Consider the following 17,052-nt stretch of genomic DNA (forward strand, 5'->3'; position numbering starts at 1 on the left):
CGGGTGGGTTAATATCCGCGGTTGCGATCGACGAGGCCGAGCGGCTCGAGACCGGACTGGTATCGTTTGATGTTCTCGACAACGGTGCGCGCTGCCGAATGCGGCTGGGTGACGCTGGCGATATGCGGCGTCAGCAGAATTTTCGGATGTGTCCAGAAACGATGGTTTTCCGGCAGCGGTTCGGGCTCGGTGACGTCGAGCACCGCGCCGGAAAGCCTGTCGCTATCCAGCGCGTCGACGAGGGCATCGTGATCGAGCTGCCTGCCACGTCCGGCGTGGACCAGCCCCGCGCCCTCGGGAAGCATCCCCAGACGTTCGCTGTTCAAAAGACCCGTGGTCTCCTCCGTCAGCGGCAGCAGGCAGACGAGAATATCGCTCGTCGTGAGGATCGTCGCCAATCCGGTCTCGCCATGATGGCAGGTCACGCCATCGATCTCGCGCGGTGAGCGGCTCCAGCCGGACAGCGGAAAACCGAAGGGTTTCAGCCGCTCCAGCGCCGCAACGCCCAGCATGCCAAGGCCGAGAACGCCCACCCGGCATTCTTCCGCCTGGCGCTGGGGCAGGGCCTTCCACAGGCCTTGACGCTGCTGGCCCAGATAGGCAGGCAAATTGCGGTGAAGCGCCAGCACGCCGAGGCTGACATATTCCTGCATCATGCGGATGATGCCCTCATCCACCATGCGCACGACCTTCACATGGGGAGGGACTGCGTCGATGTGAAACTGGTCGACACCGGCGCCGATCGAGAACAGGATTTCGAGATTGCGGTAGCGGCGTATATCCTCGGGCACCGTCCAGCTGATGAGGTATCGAACAGCATCCGGATCGACGCGCGCGGCATCCATCGAAAAGGGCAGGTCCGGCAGGTCGCGGGCCAGGGCCTGGCGGAAAATCTCGCCGCGCTTGGCGTCGGAATTGAAGAAAAACGTCATCTGAAATCCGTGTTCCGAAGGTTCAAGCCGTGCAGCGGTTTGCCAGTGTTTCCAGCATGGACTGGCAGGCCGACAGTTCGCCGGTGGTGATATATTCATCCGGCTTGTGAGCGCGGCCGATATCGCCCGGGCCGCAGATGATGGCGTCAACGCCCGCCGCCTGGAAAAGCCCAGCCTCCGTACCGTAGCTGACGGCGGGAATGCAGGGCGCGCCGGTCAACTCTTCCAGAAGCTTTGCAAGCGGCGCATCGCCGGCAAGGGACAATGCCGGATAGTCGCTCATCGGCGTCCATTCGATATCGATGCCCTCAGCGGCAAGCGCCTCCACACCATCTCGCACCGGCTGAAGCAGCGCGAGTGGCGAAACGCCGGCAATCGCGCGCGCTTCCAGCTCGATGGCGCAATGATCGGGGATGATGTTGAGCGCCTGTCCGCCCCTAACCGTGCCGATCTGGAGGGAGGAATAGGGCGGCTCGAAGGTCGTTTCGAAGGGCCCCTGTGTCAGTGCCTGCGCCGTTTCGACCGCCTTAGCCATCATACCGGTCATCAGGTGGATGGCGTTGACGCCCTGATCGGGCCGCGACGAATGGCCGGAGCGGCCGCGAATGGAAATGCGTGCAGCGGCCTTGCCCTTGTGGGCGCGCACGGCGCGCAGATTACTCGGCTCGCCGATGATCGCACCCGCCGGCGGAGCGCATAGTTCCGGCAATCGGGCGATCATGTGCGGCACGCCGCGGCAACCCGCCTCTTCGTCATAGGAAAAGGCAATATGCACCGGCCGTTTCAGCGCCAGGCGCGAAAATGCCGGTGCAGCGGCGAGAACCGTGGCGAGAAAACCCTTCATGTCGGTGGTTCCGCGTCCGTAAAGACGCTCGCCTTGGGCTCTCAGCGTGAAGGGATCGGAAGACCATTCCGGCTCACCGGCGGGCACCACATCCATATGGCCGGAGAGGATATATCCGGCGACATCAGCCGGGCCGAAACTCGCGAAGAGATTGGCGCGGTCGCCTTCGGGGCCGGCAAGCAGCGATACTTTCGCGCCATGACTTTCCAGATAATCGGCGATCCATCCGGCGATATCGCCATTGGCAGTTCCGACGACCGATGGGAAGCCGACAAGACGCTCCAGAATTTCGATTGCGTTCATGGCTGCCCCCGTCGTTTCAACGTCGAAAGCTTAAAGTGGCTGATGGCGTTTATCTGCTGAAATGCAGGTGATTTCGGTAGATTGTTGTGTCCTTCCAGTGCTTTCGGAAAATTCGTGCTGGCAAGGCTGGTTATCTTCGGATGTCGTGGGTTGGGTTGTCGGGATCAAGGTTCCGCGCCGGAGGAAATGAGAGCCGTTTGCTATGGAGCTGCTCAAAGTCGATAGTTTCGAGTTGCGGACCGTGGATATCGCCGATGTCGAGGCCGATCATCTGCACGCGCTTTCCATGGCGGTGGGGTGGCAATATCACGCGAATGAATGGTGTTTTCTGCGGCAGTGCGGCGTCGGCCTCGCTGCCCTCGATGAGATTGATCGCGTCGTCGCAACCGCGATGATGTTTCCCTATGATGAGGGTTTTGCAACGCTCGGCATGGTCATCGTTTCCCCACGCCTGCAGGGGCAGGGTGTTGCGCCATGGCTGGTGCGGCGGCTTCTGACGAAGTTCCCTGCCGTATCGCTCCGGCTCAACGCCACGGACGAGTCGAGGCGGTTATTCGCCGGGCTGGGTTTCGCCGGAGAGACGGAAAAAGTGCATCTCTTTCGGGGGAAAACGCAATGCCCGGCAGAGATGCCGCCCACTGGCAGAAAACAGAAAATTGAGCCGCTATCCGAAGACCATCTTGCCGATGTGGCTGACATGGACCGGGCGGCTTTCGGTGTTGCGCGCAGCAGCGTCCTGTCGCGCCTTCTCAGGGAAAAGACGGGTTACGGCCTGTTCGAGGCCGGTCGGCTTGTCGCTTTCGCCTTTCGCCGGACGGCGGGGCGGGGCCATATCATCGGTCCGGTTGTTGCCATAGAGGAAATGGATGCGATCGCGCTGGTCAGGCGGCATTTTGCCGATCTGGAAGAACAGCTTGTCCGTCTCGATGCCGTGCGCGAGAGTGGCGCCTTTTCCGATTTTCTTGCGCAATCCGGCCTGGTGGCAATCGAAACGCTGACGACTATGTCGAAAGACGAGCGGCGGCCCATGGGGTCCGGCACGGCGAGAATTTTCGCGCTGGCGGGTCCTTCCCTGTTCTGACTTTGTGCTGAGCTGCGACACGATCGCAATTGACGCCCAGCCGCTTCGCCCGTATGTCAGAAACCGACGGTTCCTGCAGCCCAAGGGCGAAGGGATTAATAGGGAACATGGTGCGGGTGATTTTTTCGCCCAATGCCGTGGCTGCCCCCGCAACTGTAAGCGGATTGCCGTTCATCCTCGTGACGTCTGATGGCGTCATGCCACTGTATCCTTCGGGATGCGGGAAGGCAGGTGAACGGCGCATATTCGTGAGCCAGGAGACCTGCCGTCATAACATGGACCATCGTTACGGGCGGGGATGCCCGGAAGAGGAGCTGATTATGACCTTTCCGTCTGCGGAAGCGTATTCCGTGCCCCGTTCTCCATCTCCACACATGCCGTCTGTCTGTCGCGACGCGAAATGATACGCGCCGTCGCGGATAAGCCATTTTATTCTGACTGGAGAACATATGTTTCATTTCAAACACCTGCCGGTTGCTGCCGGTCTTCTGGCCGTTGCGGTCTCCACCCTGCCGACCGGCGCTGCAAAGGCTGCCGAAACCGTTTATCCCCTGACGATCAACAACTGCGGCCAGGAGATCACCTTCAAGCAGGCACCCTCCCGTACCGTTTCCGTCGGCCAGAGCACGACCGAGGTTCTTTACCTGCTCGGAGTGGCCGAAAAGGTCGTCGGCACGGCGCTGTGGATAGGTCCGGTTCTGAACAGTTATGAGGAGGCCAATGCCAAGGTCGAACGGCTGGCCGATAATGATCCGAGCTTCGAGGCGGTTGTCGGCAAGAGGCCGGACCTCGTCACGACGCAGTTCCAGTGGCAGATCGGCCCCGAGGGTGTTGTTGGCACGCCGGCGCAATTCGCCGAACTCGGTATTCCCGTCTATACCTCGCCTGCCGATTGCGTAGGCAAGGACAATTCCGGCGGCGGTGATGGCGTGCGCAATACCGGCTTCACCATGGAGTTGATCTATCAGGAAATCCGCGACCTCGCCAAAATCTTCAACGTGCAGGGTCGCGGTGAAGAGGTCGTTGCCGACCTGAAGAAGCGCGAGGAAGCCGCACGGGCCAAGATAGCCTCCGCGAATGGCAAGCTTTCCGCCGTCTTCTGGTTCTCCAGCGCCGAATTGGATATCGACCCCTATGTCGCCGGCCGCAACGGCGCTCCCGGTTACATCATGTCCGCGCTGGGCTTAAAGAATGTCATCGAAAGCGATGAGGAATGGCCAACCGTCGGCTGGGAGACGATCGCCAAGGCCAATCCGACCGCGATTGTAGCAGGCAAGATGGATCGCCGCCGCTTCCCGGCGGACGATATCGCCGTCAAGCGCAAGTTCCTGGAAACCGATCCCGTGGCCAGCATCATGCCTGCCGTCAGGCAAGGCCATGTCTTCGACATGGATGCGCAGGCGATGAACCCGACCATTCGTACCATCGAAGGTATTGAAACGCTGGCCGAGGCGATTTCGGCCGCTGGCCTCGCCAAGTGAACCGTTTCTCCACCCATCTTGGCAGGGCGGGGCTGGCATTTGCAGCACTCGCCCTGCTGCTTGTCGCGCTGATGGCCGGGGCGGCCATCGGCGAAACCGCCATTCCTTTCGATGTCGTGGCGAAAACAATCGCCAACCGCGTTTTCCATGCGGGTTATCCGCTTGAGCCGCTCGATGAGGGCATCGTCTGGAGTTACCGCCTCAGCCGCGCCGTTGTTGCCGCCTGCTGCGGGGCGTCGCTGGCGCTTGCCGGGGCGGTGCTGCAATCGCTTTTGCGCAATCCGCTTGCCGATCCCTATATTCTCGGCATCTCCGCCGGTGCCTCCACCGGTGCCGTTGCGGTCGCACTTCTGGGTTTCGGTGCGGGGTTTCTGACGATGCCGGCCGGTGCTCTCATTGGCGCTTTCGTCGCTTTTTCGCTGGTCAGCCTTCTGGCCGTGCGGGCGGGGCATGGTAACAGCGCCATCATTCTGGCGGGCGTTGCCGGTTCGCAGCTGTTCAACGCCATGACCTCCTTCATCGTCACCAAATCCGCCAATGCCGAACAGGCACGCGGCATCATGTTCTGGCTTCTCGGCAATCTCTCCGGTGTGCGCTGGCCGGATGTCTGGCTGGCGTTGCCCATCAGTCTTGCGGGCCTGGCCGTCTGCCTCTGGTATGCCCGGGCGCTCGATGCCTTCGCCTTTGGCGGTCAGGCGGCAGCCTCGCTCGGCATTCCGGTTCGCTGGGTCTATGCGGTGCTGATCTCCGTTTCCGCAATCATGACGGCCGCGATGGTGTCGCTGGTCGGTTCCATCGGTTTTGTCGGGCTCGTCATTCCGCATGCCGCGCGCATCTTCGTTGGTGTCCGCCATGGCATATTGCTGCCGGTGACGGCGCTGACCGGCGCGGTTTTCATGATTATTGCGGATATTCTGTCGCGCATCGTCATTCCGGGCCAGGTGCTGCCGATTGGCGTCATCACCGCGCTCGTCGGCGCGCCCGCCTTCGCTTTCATCCTGGGGCAGAAAAGGGGGCGGTCATGAAATTATCCGCCCACGGACTGCATTTCCATGCCGGCAATATCGATATTGTCCGCGGCGTCTCGCTTGATGTCGGTTCCGGGGAGTTTCTCGGCATCATCGGCCCGAACGGGTCCGGCAAGAGCACGCTTCTGTCCATGCTCGCCGGTATCCGCAAACCACGCCGGGGACACGTTACGCTTGGCGAGGAGCCGCTTGGCTCATTGGGACGGCGCGACCTTGCCCGCCGGCTGGCCTTCGTTGAGCAGCAGGCCGAAACCACCGAGCGCATTACCGCTCGGCAGGCGGTGGAGCTTGGGCGCACGCCCTATCTTGGCCCGCTTTCCGGCTGGTCGCAGAATGACGATGCCATCGTTGATGCAGCACTTGCCAATGTCGACATGGCCGACAAGGCGGAGCGCAGCTGGCACCACCTTTCCGGTGGTGAACGGCAGCGCCTGCATATTGCCCGAGCTTTGGCGCAGGAGCCGCACATTCTGCTGCTGGACGAACCGACCAATCACCTCGATATCGGCCACCAGATCGGTTTGCTCGATCTGGTGCGCCGGCAGGGGCTGACGGTCGTGGCGGCGCTGCATGATCTCAATCACGCCGCCATGTTCTGCGACCGCGTCGCGATCCTGCATCGGGGCGAGATGATCGCGGTCGGGCCGCCGCGTGAGGTCCTGACGGCGGCAACGATCGCCGACGTCTTCGGAGTGAAATGTGCGGTCACCACGGATGAGGGCGGTTTTTCCCATATTCGTTTTCTGCCGGCACATGGGCGGGCCGATCCAGCAAGGAAAGTACTGGCACGATGATGACATTGACGACGCTCGTAAACGCCGCCGCAAAGGCCAGACGGTTTTATGCCGCTGCCGCGATTACCGTGGTAGTCGCAGGGTTTCCCCTTCATGCTTCGGCCGAGACCTTCGAGGTTAAGATGCTGAACCGGGGTGAAAAAGGCCCGATGGTGTTCGAGCCCGATTTCCTGGAGATAGCCCCCGGCGACCGCGTGCGCTTCGTGCCGACCCACAAGAGCCACAATGCCGCGACCATCAACGGCATGGTTCCCGAAGGTGTTGAAGGGTTCAAAAGCCGGATCAATGACGAGTTCGAGACCGGGTTCGAAAAGCCGGGCTTTTACGGCATCAAATGCTCGCCGCATTACGGCATGGGCATGGTCATGTTGATCAAGGTGGGCGAGGCGACGTTGCCGCAAAGCTACAGGGAAGTCGAGGTGCCCGGTCGCGCCAAGACCCGGCTTGATGATCTTTTCGAGAAGGTGGGAAAATGAGTATTCTGCGGAAGTCTTGATTGGCGTTCTGGATTGTCCGGGAGGTTGCTTCCGGCATGCTCGGGCCTGTCCCGAGCATCTGCAACGCGTTGATTTTGCGATACGTGACTGGATCCTCGGGACAGGCCCGAGGATGACGTCGTGTATGCGGATAGTGAAGGGAACTGCGGCTTTCCTCAGCCCTTGCCAGAAGTATCCCGCTTCACCGCACAGACCGCATAACGGTGCTGCAACCCGCGCAGGATGCCCTTCAGCAGGCTGAAGTTTTTCGCCTGGGCGCGGTGAATGGCCTGAAGTTCCTGATCGATTGAGACAGGCTCGAAACCGGTCGCACGCAACATCGTCGCGACATCGCCGGCTCTCGCACCTTTCGAAAAATAAACCCGCGAGAGGATGCTGTTGAAGGTGTTTTCCGGGTCTGCCGGCTTGTGCGGCTGGTCGGCTTTGACGAGGCCGATGCTCTCCAGGCTGGCGGCCAGTTTCTTCACCAGTCTTTCGCGCCAGCCGGTATTCACAAAATCGCCGTCGACGATCAGCAGTTTCCCGCCGGGCTTCAGAACACGGAACCATTCGGCAAAACTTGCCTGCGGGTCCACCAGTGTCCAGACCAGATGGCGGGTGATGATGACGTCGGCGCTTTCGTCCGGCTCCATCGTATTTTCGGCGTCGCCAACGAAAAAGCGGATGTTGCGTCCACGGCTTTTTGCCTTTTCCCGGGCAAGCCCCAGCATCGTCTCGGACCAGTCCATGCCCGTCACCTGGAAGCCGAGATCGTCCATCAGGTGCGAGATGACGCCGGTTCCGCTGGCGAGATCGAGCGCCTTGCGGCCCTCACCGCGGCCCAGATGTTTCAGGATGAGCGCGTGCCAGGCCGCGCGCTCGTCTTCGGAGAAAATTTCGTGCCCGGGTGAAAGGTCGAAAGTCGCGGCGCGGCCGGACCAATAGGCCTTTATCTCGTCTCTCAGGCTGTCGTTTTTGCCATAATGGATAGTGTCGATCATCGGTCTTCAGCTCACATACCAGTCAGTTAAGAATGGCTCTAAAACATAAAACTTGACTAGTACAGTCAGAAAATAATACAGCCGCGCCAGTCAACACTGGAGAGCAATATCCGATGCGCATCTCAGCCAAATCCGCGGCACTTGCCCTTGGCCTTCTCGTATCCGCCGCATGGCCGGCATTTGCCGAAAAAGTCACCGTCAAGGATGTGACCGGCCGCGATGTCGAAGTCAATGTGCCAGTTTCGCATGTGATCCTCGGCGAAGGACGTCAGATCTATTTCCTGGCGGCGCTCGACAAGGAAAATCCTTTCCAGCACGTTGTCGGCTGGCGCGACGACCTGGCGAAAGCCGACCCGGAAACCTATGCGGCCTATCTCGCGAAATACCCTGAGATCGCCAAGCTGCCGACCTTTGGCGGCATGAAGGACGGCACCTTCGATATCGAGCAGGCCATTTCGCTGAAGCCAGACGTTATCCTGATGAATATCGATGCGAAGACCGCCACGCAGGAAGCCGGTTATATCGAGAAGCTCGAAAAGGTTGGCATCCCGCTCGTTTACGTCGACTTCCGCGAAAAGCCGATGGAGAATACCGAGCCGAGCATGCGCCTGATGGGCAAGCTGACCGGCAAGGAAAAGATCGCCGAAGACTTCATCAAGTTCCGCGCCGATTCCATCGCCAAGGTCACCGATACGCTTGAAAAGGCCAATCCGAAAAAGCCCGTCGTGTTCGTCGAACGCGCCGGCGGTTATTCCGACGATTGCTGCATGTCCTTCGGCAACGAGAATTTCGGCAAGATGGTCGAGCTCGCCGGCGGCATCAACATGGCCAAGGACATCATTCCCGGCACGTTCGGCAACGTCAATCCGGAACAGATCATCGCTTCCAACCCGGAACAGATCATCATCACGGGTGGCAACTGGAACGGTTATGTTCCCGGCGGCAACTGGGTCGGTGTCGGTTATGGCGCGGATCTGAAGGAAGCCCATCGCAAGCTCGAAAACCTGACCAAGCGTCCGGCGTTCACCGGCGTGCAGGCGGTCAAGGACGGCAATGTCCACGCAATCTGGCACCAGTTCTATAACAACCCGTATCAGTTCGTGGCCATTCAGGAAATTGCCAAGTGGCTGCATCCGGATCTGTTCAAAGACCTTGACCCCGAGGCGACCTTTAAGGAATTGCATGCCCGCTTCCTGCCGCTCGACTACAAGTCCGGCTACTTCGTGTCGCTGAAGGACGCGAAATAAGACAGGGACGGTGAGGGGGAGCGCCGTCCGATCGATGGATGAAGCCGCAGCCTTGCGGCTTCATCGTTTTGTTTAGGAACTCAGTGAGGATTTCTCATGCGGCCCAACGCTCTCAGGCATCTTGCAGTGCTGGCTTTCTCCCTTCTCGCCGTGGCGGCGCAGGCCGGGGCAATTACCGACGTCACCGGGCGTAAGGTCGAGCTGGACCTGCCGGCCAAGCGTGTCATCGTTGGCGAAGCCCGCCAGGTGCATGTCATCGCCGCGCTTAAAGGCGATCAGACCTTCGATACCATCGTCGGCTGGCGTGACGATCTCCTCAAGAAGGACCCGGACAGCTACGCCGCCTATGTCGAGCGTTTCCCTGCGATCGAAAAACTGCCGCGTTTCGGTTATGTGCCGCAGGGCGATTTCAGCCTGGAAACGGCCATCACCCTGTCGCCTGATGTGATTACCCTCAATCTGGAAGCGGAAAAATCCGCGAAGGAAAGCGGTTTCGAAGACAAGGCCGCGGCTGCCGGAATCAAGGTCATCTATCTCGATTTCCGTATCGATCCCGAAAAGAACAGCGAAGCTTCCATCGAAATCCTCGGCAAACTCTTCGGTGCCGAAGAGCGCGCCAAGGAATTCATCGCCTATCGACGGGCTGAAATCGCCCGCGTGACCGACCGCCTTGCCGGCGTCAAGGACCTGGAGCGGCCGAAGGTCTTCATCGAGCGCGCGCCCGGCATTTCCGGCGAGGACAATTGCTGCCGCACCTTCGGCCCGGTCAATTTCGGCGCGATGGTCGACCTCGCCGGTGGCCACAACATCGCCGACGGCATCATCAAGACGACCTTCGGTGATCTCAATCCCGAGCAGCTGGTGATTGCCGACCCTGATCATGTCATCGTCACCGGCTCCAACTGGGCGGCGGAATCCGATATCAACCAGTTCGTTCCCGTCGGACGCGGCGCCGATATGGCCCTTTCCCGTCAGAGGCTTGCTAATCTGATGAAGCGCACGCCGTTTCCGGAACTGAATGCCGTGAAGCGTGGCAACGTCCACGCCGTCTGGCACCAGTTCTACGGCGCGCCTTACGAGTTCTTCCCGATCCAGCAATTTGCCAAGTGGTTCCACCCCGATCTCTTCGCCGATCTCGATCCGGAAAAGAATTTTGAGGAATTCCACCGGAAATTCCTCCCCGTCACCTATAAGCCGGGCTATTTCGCCTCGCTCGAAAAAGGTTTGAACCAATGACTTCGCTGAATGAAAGCGCCGATGGCGTCAGCGGGCGCGATCAATATCGCGCCCTTGCGGCGCGCAGGATCCTTATCCTCGTCGGGCTTTTCCTCGCCCTGTGTTTCAGCATGGCCGCAGACATGGCGCTCGGCCCGGCGCGTTATACGCTGTCGGAAGTTCTGGCGACCATTGCCGATCCGGCGGCCGTCGGAAACCAGCTTCGGGTGGTGATCTGGGATATCCGCATGCCGATCGCGCTGATGGCGGTTACCGTTGGTGCGTCGCTTTCGGTTGCGGGCGCGCAGATGCAGACCATCCTCTCCAACCCGCTCGCCAGCCCCTTCACACTCGGTATTTCGGCGGCTGCAAGCTTTGGCGCTGCGCTGGCGCTTGTCGGCGGCGTGGCGATCTTTCCTGGGGCGGTGCATTACATGGTGCCGATCAACGCTTTCATCATGGCGATGATTGCGGCGCTCTTCATCCATTTTGCCTCGACGATGCGCGGCGTGACGGTCGAAACCATCGTGCTCCTCGGCATCGCGCTGGTTTTCACCTTCAATGCGGCGCTGTCGCTACTCGAATATCTGGCTTCCGAACAGGCGCTTGCTGCCGTGGTGTTCTGGACCATGGGCAGTCTGACCAAGGCGACCTGGGACAAGGTCTATATCACCGCCGCCATTCTCGTCGTCACCGTACCGCTGTTCATGCGCCAAGCCTGGGCACTGACGGCACTCAGGCTTGGCGACGACAAGGCGGCCAGCATGGGTATCAATGTGCGCCGGCTGCGGCTGACGACCATGCTGACGGTCAGCCTTCTCGCCGCCATTCCGGTTTCCTTTGTCGGCACCATCGGCTTTGTCGGTCTGGTCGGGCCGCATATCGCCCGCATGGTGGTGGGTGAAGACCAGCGTTTCTTCCTGCCCGGCGCGATCATCTGCGGCGCGCTGCTTCTGTCGGCAACCTCGGTCATCAGCAAGATCCTCATTCCCGGTGCGATCCTGCCGATCGGCGTCATCACGGCGCTCGTTGGCGTACCTTTCTTCTTCGCGCTCATTTTCGGCAACAGGAGACGCGCATGGTAATGCTCGCACTGAAAGATGTCGGGGCCGCCTATGGCCGCACCACCGTTCTCTCCAAGGTCGGCATCGATACGCTGGAAAGCGGCAGCGTTACGGCCGTGATCGGCCCCAACGCCGCCGGCAAGTCGACGCTTTTCAAGCGTATCGCAAGCCTCATTTCCGGACCCGGCCTGGTTGAATTGTCCGACACGGCCCGCGGCAACCGCGCCATCTGCTACATGCCGCAGGATACCGGCGCCAATGCTGTGCTGACGGTTTACGAATCCGTGCTTCTTTCGGCCAAGCAGGGCGGCGGCTGGCGCGTTCATGACGATGAATTGTTCGAGATCGACGCCATTCTCAAGGCGCTGAAAATCCACGACCTTGCCTTTCGTGGCCTCGGCGAACTGTCCGGTGGCCAGCGGCAGCTTGTGTCGCTGGCGCAGGCGCTCGCCCGCAAACAGGAAGTGCTGCTGATGGACGAGCCGACCTCCGCACTCGATCTTCACCGGCAGATCGAGGTTCTGGGGTTCGTCTCCGATCTCGCGCAGAAAGCCGGCATGATCGTGCTGATCGCCCTGCATGACCTCAACCATGCGCTTCGTTATTGCGAAAATACGATGGTGATTGCGCGCGGTGAAATGGTGGTGAGCGGTAGTACCGAAGCGGTGATCACCCCCGCCATGCTGCGCGATATCTATCGCATCGATGCCCGCATCGAGCCCTGTTCGCAGGGCAGGCCGATGGTTATCGTCGACGGCGCTATCTGAGAGAGCAAGACCCGGCCGCATCTGTGGCCGGGTTCCCGTCGCCGGCCGGTCGTCAAGCATAGATCGCTACCGCCTTAATTCTTGATAATAATTGTCATGAAATATCTGTTCGATGCCGCTTTTGGATGTTAGAGCTATGGACGGCAAAACTGCGCGGCCATTCAGGCTCCGGCGGGTTTCGTCGATCCCTCGAATTTCTCTCGGTTGAGACATGGGCATACGGGAAGATGACAGGCGTTATAACGCTTACGTCGCGCATAGGGTCGACCTGATCAAATACGCCACCCTTATTCTGGGGTCACGCGCGGATGCGGAGGACGTGGTTCAGGAAGCCTTCCTGAAATTCGTTCCCGAAGCCTCCGGCAATCCCACCAATCTCAAATCCTATCTTTTCCGCATCGTTCGCAATCTTGCGCTTGATAATCGCCGGCGCAGCCGGCAGGACCTTCGGGAACGGCCGGACGATACGCCTTTCTGGGGCATGCCGCAGGATAATGGCACACCGGAGGAACATGCGCTTTTCTGCGATGAAGTCCGGCAGATGCAGACTATTTTGGCGGGCCTCCCGGTTCAGGCACGGGTGGCATTGGAAATGCACAGATTCGGCGGTTACAACATGGAGGAGATCGCGCGTCATCTCGGCGTGTCGGTGGCCAGCGCCCACCGTCTCATAAAGGGCAGCATTGTCGCGATTACCAGAGAAATGAAGTAAAATAGCCTTATTGTCCTGTCTTGTGAAAAAAATCCCGTCGTCAAACGTCTTTATAACAATTGAGCAAGACGACGCTTCCCGTCTGCCCCGCAAAGGAACTGGCCCGGTTCAATGACTGTTGATCCCGATAACAAGATTGAGTTGCCGACCGGGAAGGCGGAAGAGGCGGCCGACTGGCTGCTGCGGCTGCAGGGGGGCGCGACGGAACCGCGATTGAAGGCGGAATTCGAGCGATGGCTGGCGGCCTCGCAGGCAAACCGCCTTGCCTGGGAACGGACATGCAAGATCTGGCGGAACCTCGGCCTGGTCGAACCGGAATTCAAGAACCTCTGGGAAGATGCAGCGCATCTGCCGGGCAAGGCCGCGATAAATCCAAAGCGGCGGCGCTGGTCCGTCAGGCATTATGCAGGTGCCGCCGTGGCGGCGGCATCGCTCTGTCTTGTGGTGCTGTTCATCCCGACTTTTTCTGTTCGCCTTGAGGCGGATTATCAGACCAGCACGGCCGAAAGGCGCACCATCACGCTCGAAGACGGCAGCACGGTGGAGCTTGCCGCGGCCAGTGCGCTTTCCGCAGAGTTCAGGGATGGCCGCCGCACCGTGAAGGTGCTGAAGGGCGAAGCGTTCTTCGATGTCGTGCCGGATAAGACCCGTCCCTTCGTCGTAGAGGCGAAGAACGTCACCGTTCAGGTGCTGGGGACGGCATTTGATGTCGACTTGACGGATGGCGTGACGCAAGTCGCACTGGCCCATGGTTCCGTGGAAGCCTCCTTCCGCAACGCGCCGCCAACGCGGCTTGTGCCGGGCGAGATGCTGGTCGTCGACGCCGCCGGTGCGATCCGCAAAGAGAATGTCCCGGTCGAAGATATTGGCGGCTGGCGCAAGGGCGAACTTTACGTGGTCGACGCAACGATAGGCTCGGTGGTGGAGCAGATCCAGCGTTACCATCCCGCATGGCTGACCATGGCCGACAAGCGGCTGGCCGAGCAGAAAGTGACGGGATTTTACGATCTGCGAGACCCTGACCGGGCGCTGGAAGCGCTTGTGGAACCCTATAGGGGCAAGGTGCATGCGATTGGCGGATCGGCCCGCATCATTACCCGTTTCTAAAAAGGCCAGAATCATAAAATATTATTTACTTTCAGTTACTTATAAAATTTTCTCCGAAAGCCTGAAAAAAATCCCCGCGGCAATCGTCTTTTTGTTGAGTAATCCGGTCAAGATATGTCCGGAGTGAAAGACAGGAAGACAGAAGTATTATGCGCCTCCAGATATGCAGGACCGGGTCGAGGGAAACAGCCGCAGGGCAGACCCGCAGGGCCGTGTTGCTGGCGACAACAGCGATCGCCATTTCATTCGCACCGCCTGTTCTTGCCCAGACCGGAGCGGATGCCGCAAATTCCAGGCAGTCGGGCGGTGAGCAGGGGGCGACGCGTCCATTCAATATTCCCGCCCAGTCGCTGTCGTCAGTCGTCGGTGCTTTCGGCCGGCAATCCGGCCTTCAGGTCACGCTTGCCACGCCGACGGCCGGTAATGTCCGCACCAATGCCGTCACCGGCAGTTTTACGGTGCGGGAGGCTCTGTCGCGACTTCTGGCCGGCACGGGTGTCAATTTCCGCATTGCCGGGAATGGCAGGACGGTGATCATCGGCGCGGAGGAATCCACCGTCGATCTTTCCGGGGCGGCGGGTACTACGGTTCTCGAAACCATCACCGTGACCGGTAAGAGCGGGCGCAATTCCCTTGCCGGCGCCGGTTATCAGGGAACGCCTGACTGGGTTTACGACACGCCCGCCAGCGTCAGCGTGGTCAGTCGCGAGGCAATCCAGACGGCCGGCGTGCGCAACACGCGCGATGTCTTCAACCGGGTCTCCGGCGTTTATGCCGGCGAGGGCAATGGCAGCTTCCCGACCGTTTCGCCCAATGTGCGCGGCTTGCAGGAAAGTGGCCGCGTGGTCGTCTCCATCGATGGCGCGCGGCAGAATGCGCAGCGTGGGGCGGCGTTCGGCGGCGCCACGAGCTACACCGCAAGCGCTGGGCAGGGTTATGTAGATGTCGCCTTTATCCGTTCCGTCGAAATCGAGAAAATAACCAATGCGCGCTCAGGTAACGCGGGCTCGCTAGGTGGCAAGGTGGAATTCCGCACCGTCAGCGCCGATGATCTGATTGCCGCAGGCGAAAACAAGGGTGGGGAAGTGAATGTTTCCCGCGGCACCAATGGTTATGATTTTCAAGGCTCGGTTCTCGGTGCCGTTCGTGAGCCGGATGGTCCTCTTTCCTTTGTCGCCGGTTATAGCCGCACGATCATGGACGAATACAAGATCGGAACTAAAGGCGAGGCCAGAAGTACCGCGCTGACGATGAAAGACCTTTTGGGCCGCGATGGCTGGTCGACGTTTTTCAAGGGTGAAGGCGATTTTGGCGATGTAAAGGCCTCGCTCTCTTGGATGCATCAGGAGAATGATTTCGTTCAGGGCGCTTCCACTGTCATCGACCGGGAAAGCGTTCGCAATGACAGCGTCGTCGCGAAGCTGGACTGGGACCCGGAAAGCGAACTCATCGACGTCAAGTCATCGCTGTGGCTGAACGATAATATGACGCATGAATTGCGGGCGGCGCGCACTTATGCGGTAGAGACGAATCTTGACATGGGCCTGCGCAGTTTCGGCGGCAGCCTGGAAAATACCAGTCGTTTCGACACCAGGGCTGGTGCGCTCAGCTTGAACTACGGAGCCGAAGCCTTTCGGGACATCGCGACATCCGTTGCGACGAGTGCCACAATTGCGCAAAATCCCGCCTATGCCAGCAGCTACACGTCTTTCAGCCCTGCAGGGCGGCGTGATGTGGCCAGCCTGTTCTTAAACGGGGAATTGGAGCCGGCGGATTGGGTCACGCTCAGCGGTGGTGTACGTTACGATTGGTCGCGTCTGAAAGGATCGGCTACTTATTACAGCACCCACAGTTACCTGATTGACACGTCTGTTGCGTGCGATCCCGTTCGTAATCACTATACGCCCCTCGACTATTTCAATCAGGTTTTCCTTCCGGCAAATCCGAGCTGGGCGACACGTTACGCGCTTTATCTCGCGCGTGCCTGGCCAAATGCCTCGGCAGGTTGCATGCCGGGAACCGGAACAACTAAACCACCGATACCGGTCACCGAATATCCCTCGCATGAGGTCGATATCGACCGCACCTACAGCGCCTGGTTGCCCTCCGCCACCATCGAACTGAAACCCGTCGACTGGTTCCGCCCCTATGTGAGCTATTCCCAGAGCCTGCGCCCACCGACAATTCTCGAGACATTTTTCGCCGGTGCGCGCCCGGGTGATAGCGCCGGATACGAATACGCTCCGAACCAGTCTCTACGCGCCGAAAAAGCGACGACCTATGAAATTGGCGCGAATATGAGTTTCGACGGCGTGCTGCTGGACGATGATACCCTGCGCATCAAAATGGCAGCCTTTCGCCGGGAGGTGAAGGACTACATCGCTCTCGGTTATCTCGTCACGGATCAGGTCTTCGACCGCACCTATACCAGCTTCGTCAATCTGGATGGCACGACCTATATGCGCGGGCTTGAATTGGAGGGCAATTATGATGCCCGCAGTTTCTGGATTGGCGGTTCGGCGACGGTTCTGAAAACGGAATGGCCTGAAAAGACGCAGGTTTTTTCCAACAGCACGACCACCACGTCAGGTGAAATCGTGGCCTGGCCCGGCGATGTGGCGCCCAAGATGAAGCTGACGCTCGATGGCGGCATGCGTTTCTTCGATGAAAAATTCTCGCTGGGCGCAAGGCTCAACCACGTCACGCCGACCCAGTCGCGCACGCTGGATACGGAGGGCAATCTGCGCGAGATAACCGATCCTTATACGACGGTGGACCTCTACGGTTCCTATGCCTTCAACGACAAGGCCACGCTTCGTTTCGCCGTAAACAACCTGACGGACCGCAAATATATCCCGGCCGCAAGCGCCTACACGGCGCCGGGCCGCACCTTTATCGCGACGATGAACGTGAAGTTCTGAAACGCGGAAGAATTCTCCGGGCTGGGTTGCAGCCCGTCCCGGAGATGAAACGCCTTCGCTACAGGACGAAGGTACCTCT

The 17,052-nt window shown here is 59.8% G+C and carries 15 protein-coding genes and 1 riboswitch; of the genes, 12 read left to right on the top strand and 3 right to left on the bottom strand.

The window, feature by feature from the left end; translation table 11 throughout:
* Nucleotides 1-8: 8 nt before the first annotated feature.
* Both NYR50_RS21760 and argE read right to left on the bottom strand, forming a co-directional pair.
* Entirely contained in the window at nt 9-932 is a 924-nt protein-coding gene (locus NYR50_RS21760; protein WP_174009926.1) for a 2-hydroxyacid dehydrogenase, read from the bottom strand.
* A 22-nt stretch (nt 933-954) separates the two neighbouring features.
* On the bottom strand, nt 955-2,079 hold the full coding sequence (argE, locus tag NYR50_RS21765; RefSeq protein WP_174009925.1) for an acetylornithine deacetylase: 1,125 nt from the start codon (nt 2,077-2,079) through the stop codon (nt 955-957).
* A 202-nt stretch (nt 2,080-2,281) separates the two neighbouring features.
* Between argE and NYR50_RS21770 the strand changes: the two genes are divergently transcribed.
* The 5 genes from NYR50_RS21770 (at nt 2,282) to NYR50_RS21790 (ending at nt 6,939) form a co-directional block, all read left to right on the top strand.
* Nucleotides 2,282-3,160: a GNAT family N-acetyltransferase gene (locus tag NYR50_RS21770; RefSeq protein WP_174009924.1), complete on the top strand. Its 879-nt coding sequence runs from the start codon at nt 2,282-2,284 to the stop codon at nt 3,158-3,160.
* A 50-nt stretch (nt 3,161-3,210) separates the two neighbouring features.
* A riboswitch (cobalamin riboswitch) is annotated at nt 3,211-3,445 on the top strand.
* 164 nt (nt 3,446-3,609) lie between these two features.
* A complete protein-coding gene (locus NYR50_RS21775; protein WP_174009923.1) occupies nt 3,610-4,641 on the top strand; it encodes an ABC transporter substrate-binding protein in 1,032 nt (343 codons plus the stop codon).
* Complete coding sequence (locus NYR50_RS21780; RefSeq protein WP_174009922.1) at nt 4,638-5,666, top strand: FecCD family ABC transporter permease; 1,029 nt, start codon at nt 4,638-4,640, stop codon at nt 5,664-5,666. The genes NYR50_RS21775 and NYR50_RS21780 overlap by 4 nt, the downstream gene beginning before the upstream one ends.
* The gene (locus NYR50_RS21785) at nt 5,663-6,463 is read left to right on the top strand and encodes an ABC transporter ATP-binding protein (RefSeq protein WP_174009921.1); all 801 of its coding nucleotides are present in this window, start codon (nt 5,663-5,665) and stop codon (nt 6,461-6,463) included. The genes NYR50_RS21780 and NYR50_RS21785 overlap by 4 nt, the downstream gene beginning before the upstream one ends.
* Nucleotides 6,460-6,939, top strand: coding sequence for a pseudoazurin (locus NYR50_RS21790; RefSeq protein ID WP_174009920.1), 480 nt, complete (start codon nt 6,460-6,462; stop codon nt 6,937-6,939). The genes NYR50_RS21785 and NYR50_RS21790 overlap by 4 nt, the downstream gene beginning before the upstream one ends.
* A gap of 176 nt (nt 6,940-7,115) precedes the next feature.
* Here the strand turns inward: NYR50_RS21790 and NYR50_RS21795 are convergent, their stop codons facing one another.
* Nucleotides 7,116-7,940: a class I SAM-dependent methyltransferase gene (locus NYR50_RS21795; RefSeq protein ID WP_174009919.1), complete on the bottom strand. Its 825-nt coding sequence runs from the start codon at nt 7,938-7,940 to the stop codon at nt 7,116-7,118.
* A 113-nt stretch (nt 7,941-8,053) separates the two neighbouring features.
* Here NYR50_RS21795 and NYR50_RS21800 point away from each other — a divergent pair, with 113 nt between their 5' ends.
* The 7 genes from NYR50_RS21800 (at nt 8,054) to NYR50_RS21830 (ending at nt 16,973) form a co-directional block, all read left to right on the top strand.
* Nucleotides 8,054-9,187 (top strand): ABC transporter substrate-binding protein, encoded by a 1,134-nt coding sequence (locus NYR50_RS21800; protein ID WP_080814073.1) that lies wholly within the window; start codon nt 8,054-8,056, stop codon nt 9,185-9,187.
* Nucleotides 9,188-9,283: 96 nt separating this feature from the next.
* Entirely contained in the window at nt 9,284-10,423 is a 1,140-nt protein-coding gene (locus tag NYR50_RS21805; RefSeq protein WP_174009918.1) for an ABC transporter substrate-binding protein, read from the top strand.
* Nucleotides 10,420-11,487, top strand: a complete 1,068-nt coding sequence (locus NYR50_RS21810) for a FecCD family ABC transporter permease (RefSeq protein ID WP_174009917.1) — start codon at nt 10,420-10,422, stop codon at nt 11,485-11,487. The genes NYR50_RS21805 and NYR50_RS21810 overlap by 4 nt, the downstream gene beginning before the upstream one ends.
* Nucleotides 11,481-12,233, top strand: a complete 753-nt coding sequence (locus NYR50_RS21815) for an ABC transporter ATP-binding protein (protein ID WP_418138045.1) — start codon at nt 11,481-11,483, stop codon at nt 12,231-12,233. Before NYR50_RS21810 ends, NYR50_RS21815 begins: the two co-directional genes overlap by 7 nt.
* A 211-nt stretch (nt 12,234-12,444) precedes the next feature.
* Nucleotides 12,445-12,945, top strand: coding sequence for an RNA polymerase sigma factor (locus tag NYR50_RS21820; RefSeq protein WP_174009916.1), 501 nt, complete (start codon nt 12,445-12,447; stop codon nt 12,943-12,945).
* Between the two features lie 111 nt (nt 12,946-13,056).
* The gene (locus NYR50_RS21825) at nt 13,057-14,052 is read left to right on the top strand and encodes a FecR family protein (protein ID WP_174009915.1); all 996 of its coding nucleotides are present in this window, start codon (nt 13,057-13,059) and stop codon (nt 14,050-14,052) included.
* Between the two features lie 149 nt (nt 14,053-14,201).
* Nucleotides 14,202-16,973 carry a TonB-dependent receptor gene (locus tag NYR50_RS21830; protein ID WP_174009914.1) on the top strand — a complete coding sequence of 924 codons (2,772 nt, stop codon included), beginning with the start codon at nt 14,202-14,204 and terminating at the stop codon, nt 16,971-16,973.
* Nucleotides 16,974-17,052 lie beyond the last annotated feature (79 nt).

This window comes from Agrobacterium sp. El2ro-1b, assembly GCF_048298475.1.
Taxonomy (GTDB): domain Bacteria; phylum Pseudomonadota; class Alphaproteobacteria; order Rhizobiales; family Rhizobiaceae; genus Agrobacterium; species Agrobacterium fabrum.

What these genes read in the sequence shown, in the direction of transcription:
- NYR50_RS21770 (WP_174009924.1), top strand. Translation starts at nt 2,282, where the DNA reads ATGGAGCTGCTCAAAGTCGATAGTTTCGAGTTGCGGACCGTGGATATC.
- NYR50_RS21785 (WP_174009921.1), top strand. Translation starts at nt 5,663, where the DNA reads ATGAAATTATCCGCCCACGGACTGCATTTCCATGCCGGCAATATCGAT.
- argE (WP_174009925.1), bottom strand. Translation starts at nt 2,079, where the DNA reads ATGAACGCAATCGAAATTCTGGAGCGTCTTGTCGGCTTCCCATCGGTC.
- NYR50_RS21790 (WP_174009920.1), top strand. Translation starts at nt 6,460, where the DNA reads ATGATGACATTGACGACGCTCGTAAACGCCGCCGCAAAGGCCAGACGG.
- NYR50_RS21800 (WP_080814073.1), top strand. Translation starts at nt 8,054, where the DNA reads ATGCGCATCTCAGCCAAATCCGCGGCACTTGCCCTTGGCCTTCTCGTA.
- NYR50_RS21760 (WP_174009926.1), bottom strand. Translation starts at nt 932, where the DNA reads ATGACGTTTTTCTTCAATTCCGACGCCAAGCGCGGCGAGATTTTCCGC.
- NYR50_RS21830 (WP_174009914.1), top strand. Translation starts at nt 14,202, where the DNA reads ATGCGCCTCCAGATATGCAGGACCGGGTCGAGGGAAACAGCCGCAGGG.
- NYR50_RS21795 (WP_174009919.1), bottom strand. Translation starts at nt 7,940, where the DNA reads ATGATCGACACTATCCATTATGGCAAAAACGACAGCCTGAGAGACGAG.
- NYR50_RS21815 (WP_418138045.1), top strand. Translation starts at nt 11,481, where the DNA reads ATGGTAATGCTCGCACTGAAAGATGTCGGGGCCGCCTATGGCCGCACC.
- NYR50_RS21810 (WP_174009917.1), top strand. Translation starts at nt 10,420, where the DNA reads ATGACTTCGCTGAATGAAAGCGCCGATGGCGTCAGCGGGCGCGATCAA.
- NYR50_RS21825 (WP_174009915.1), top strand. Translation starts at nt 13,057, where the DNA reads ATGACTGTTGATCCCGATAACAAGATTGAGTTGCCGACCGGGAAGGCG.
- NYR50_RS21775 (WP_174009923.1), top strand. Translation starts at nt 3,610, where the DNA reads ATGTTTCATTTCAAACACCTGCCGGTTGCTGCCGGTCTTCTGGCCGTT.
- NYR50_RS21805 (WP_174009918.1), top strand. Translation starts at nt 9,284, where the DNA reads ATGCGGCCCAACGCTCTCAGGCATCTTGCAGTGCTGGCTTTCTCCCTT.
- NYR50_RS21820 (WP_174009916.1), top strand. Translation starts at nt 12,445, where the DNA reads ATGGGCATACGGGAAGATGACAGGCGTTATAACGCTTACGTCGCGCAT.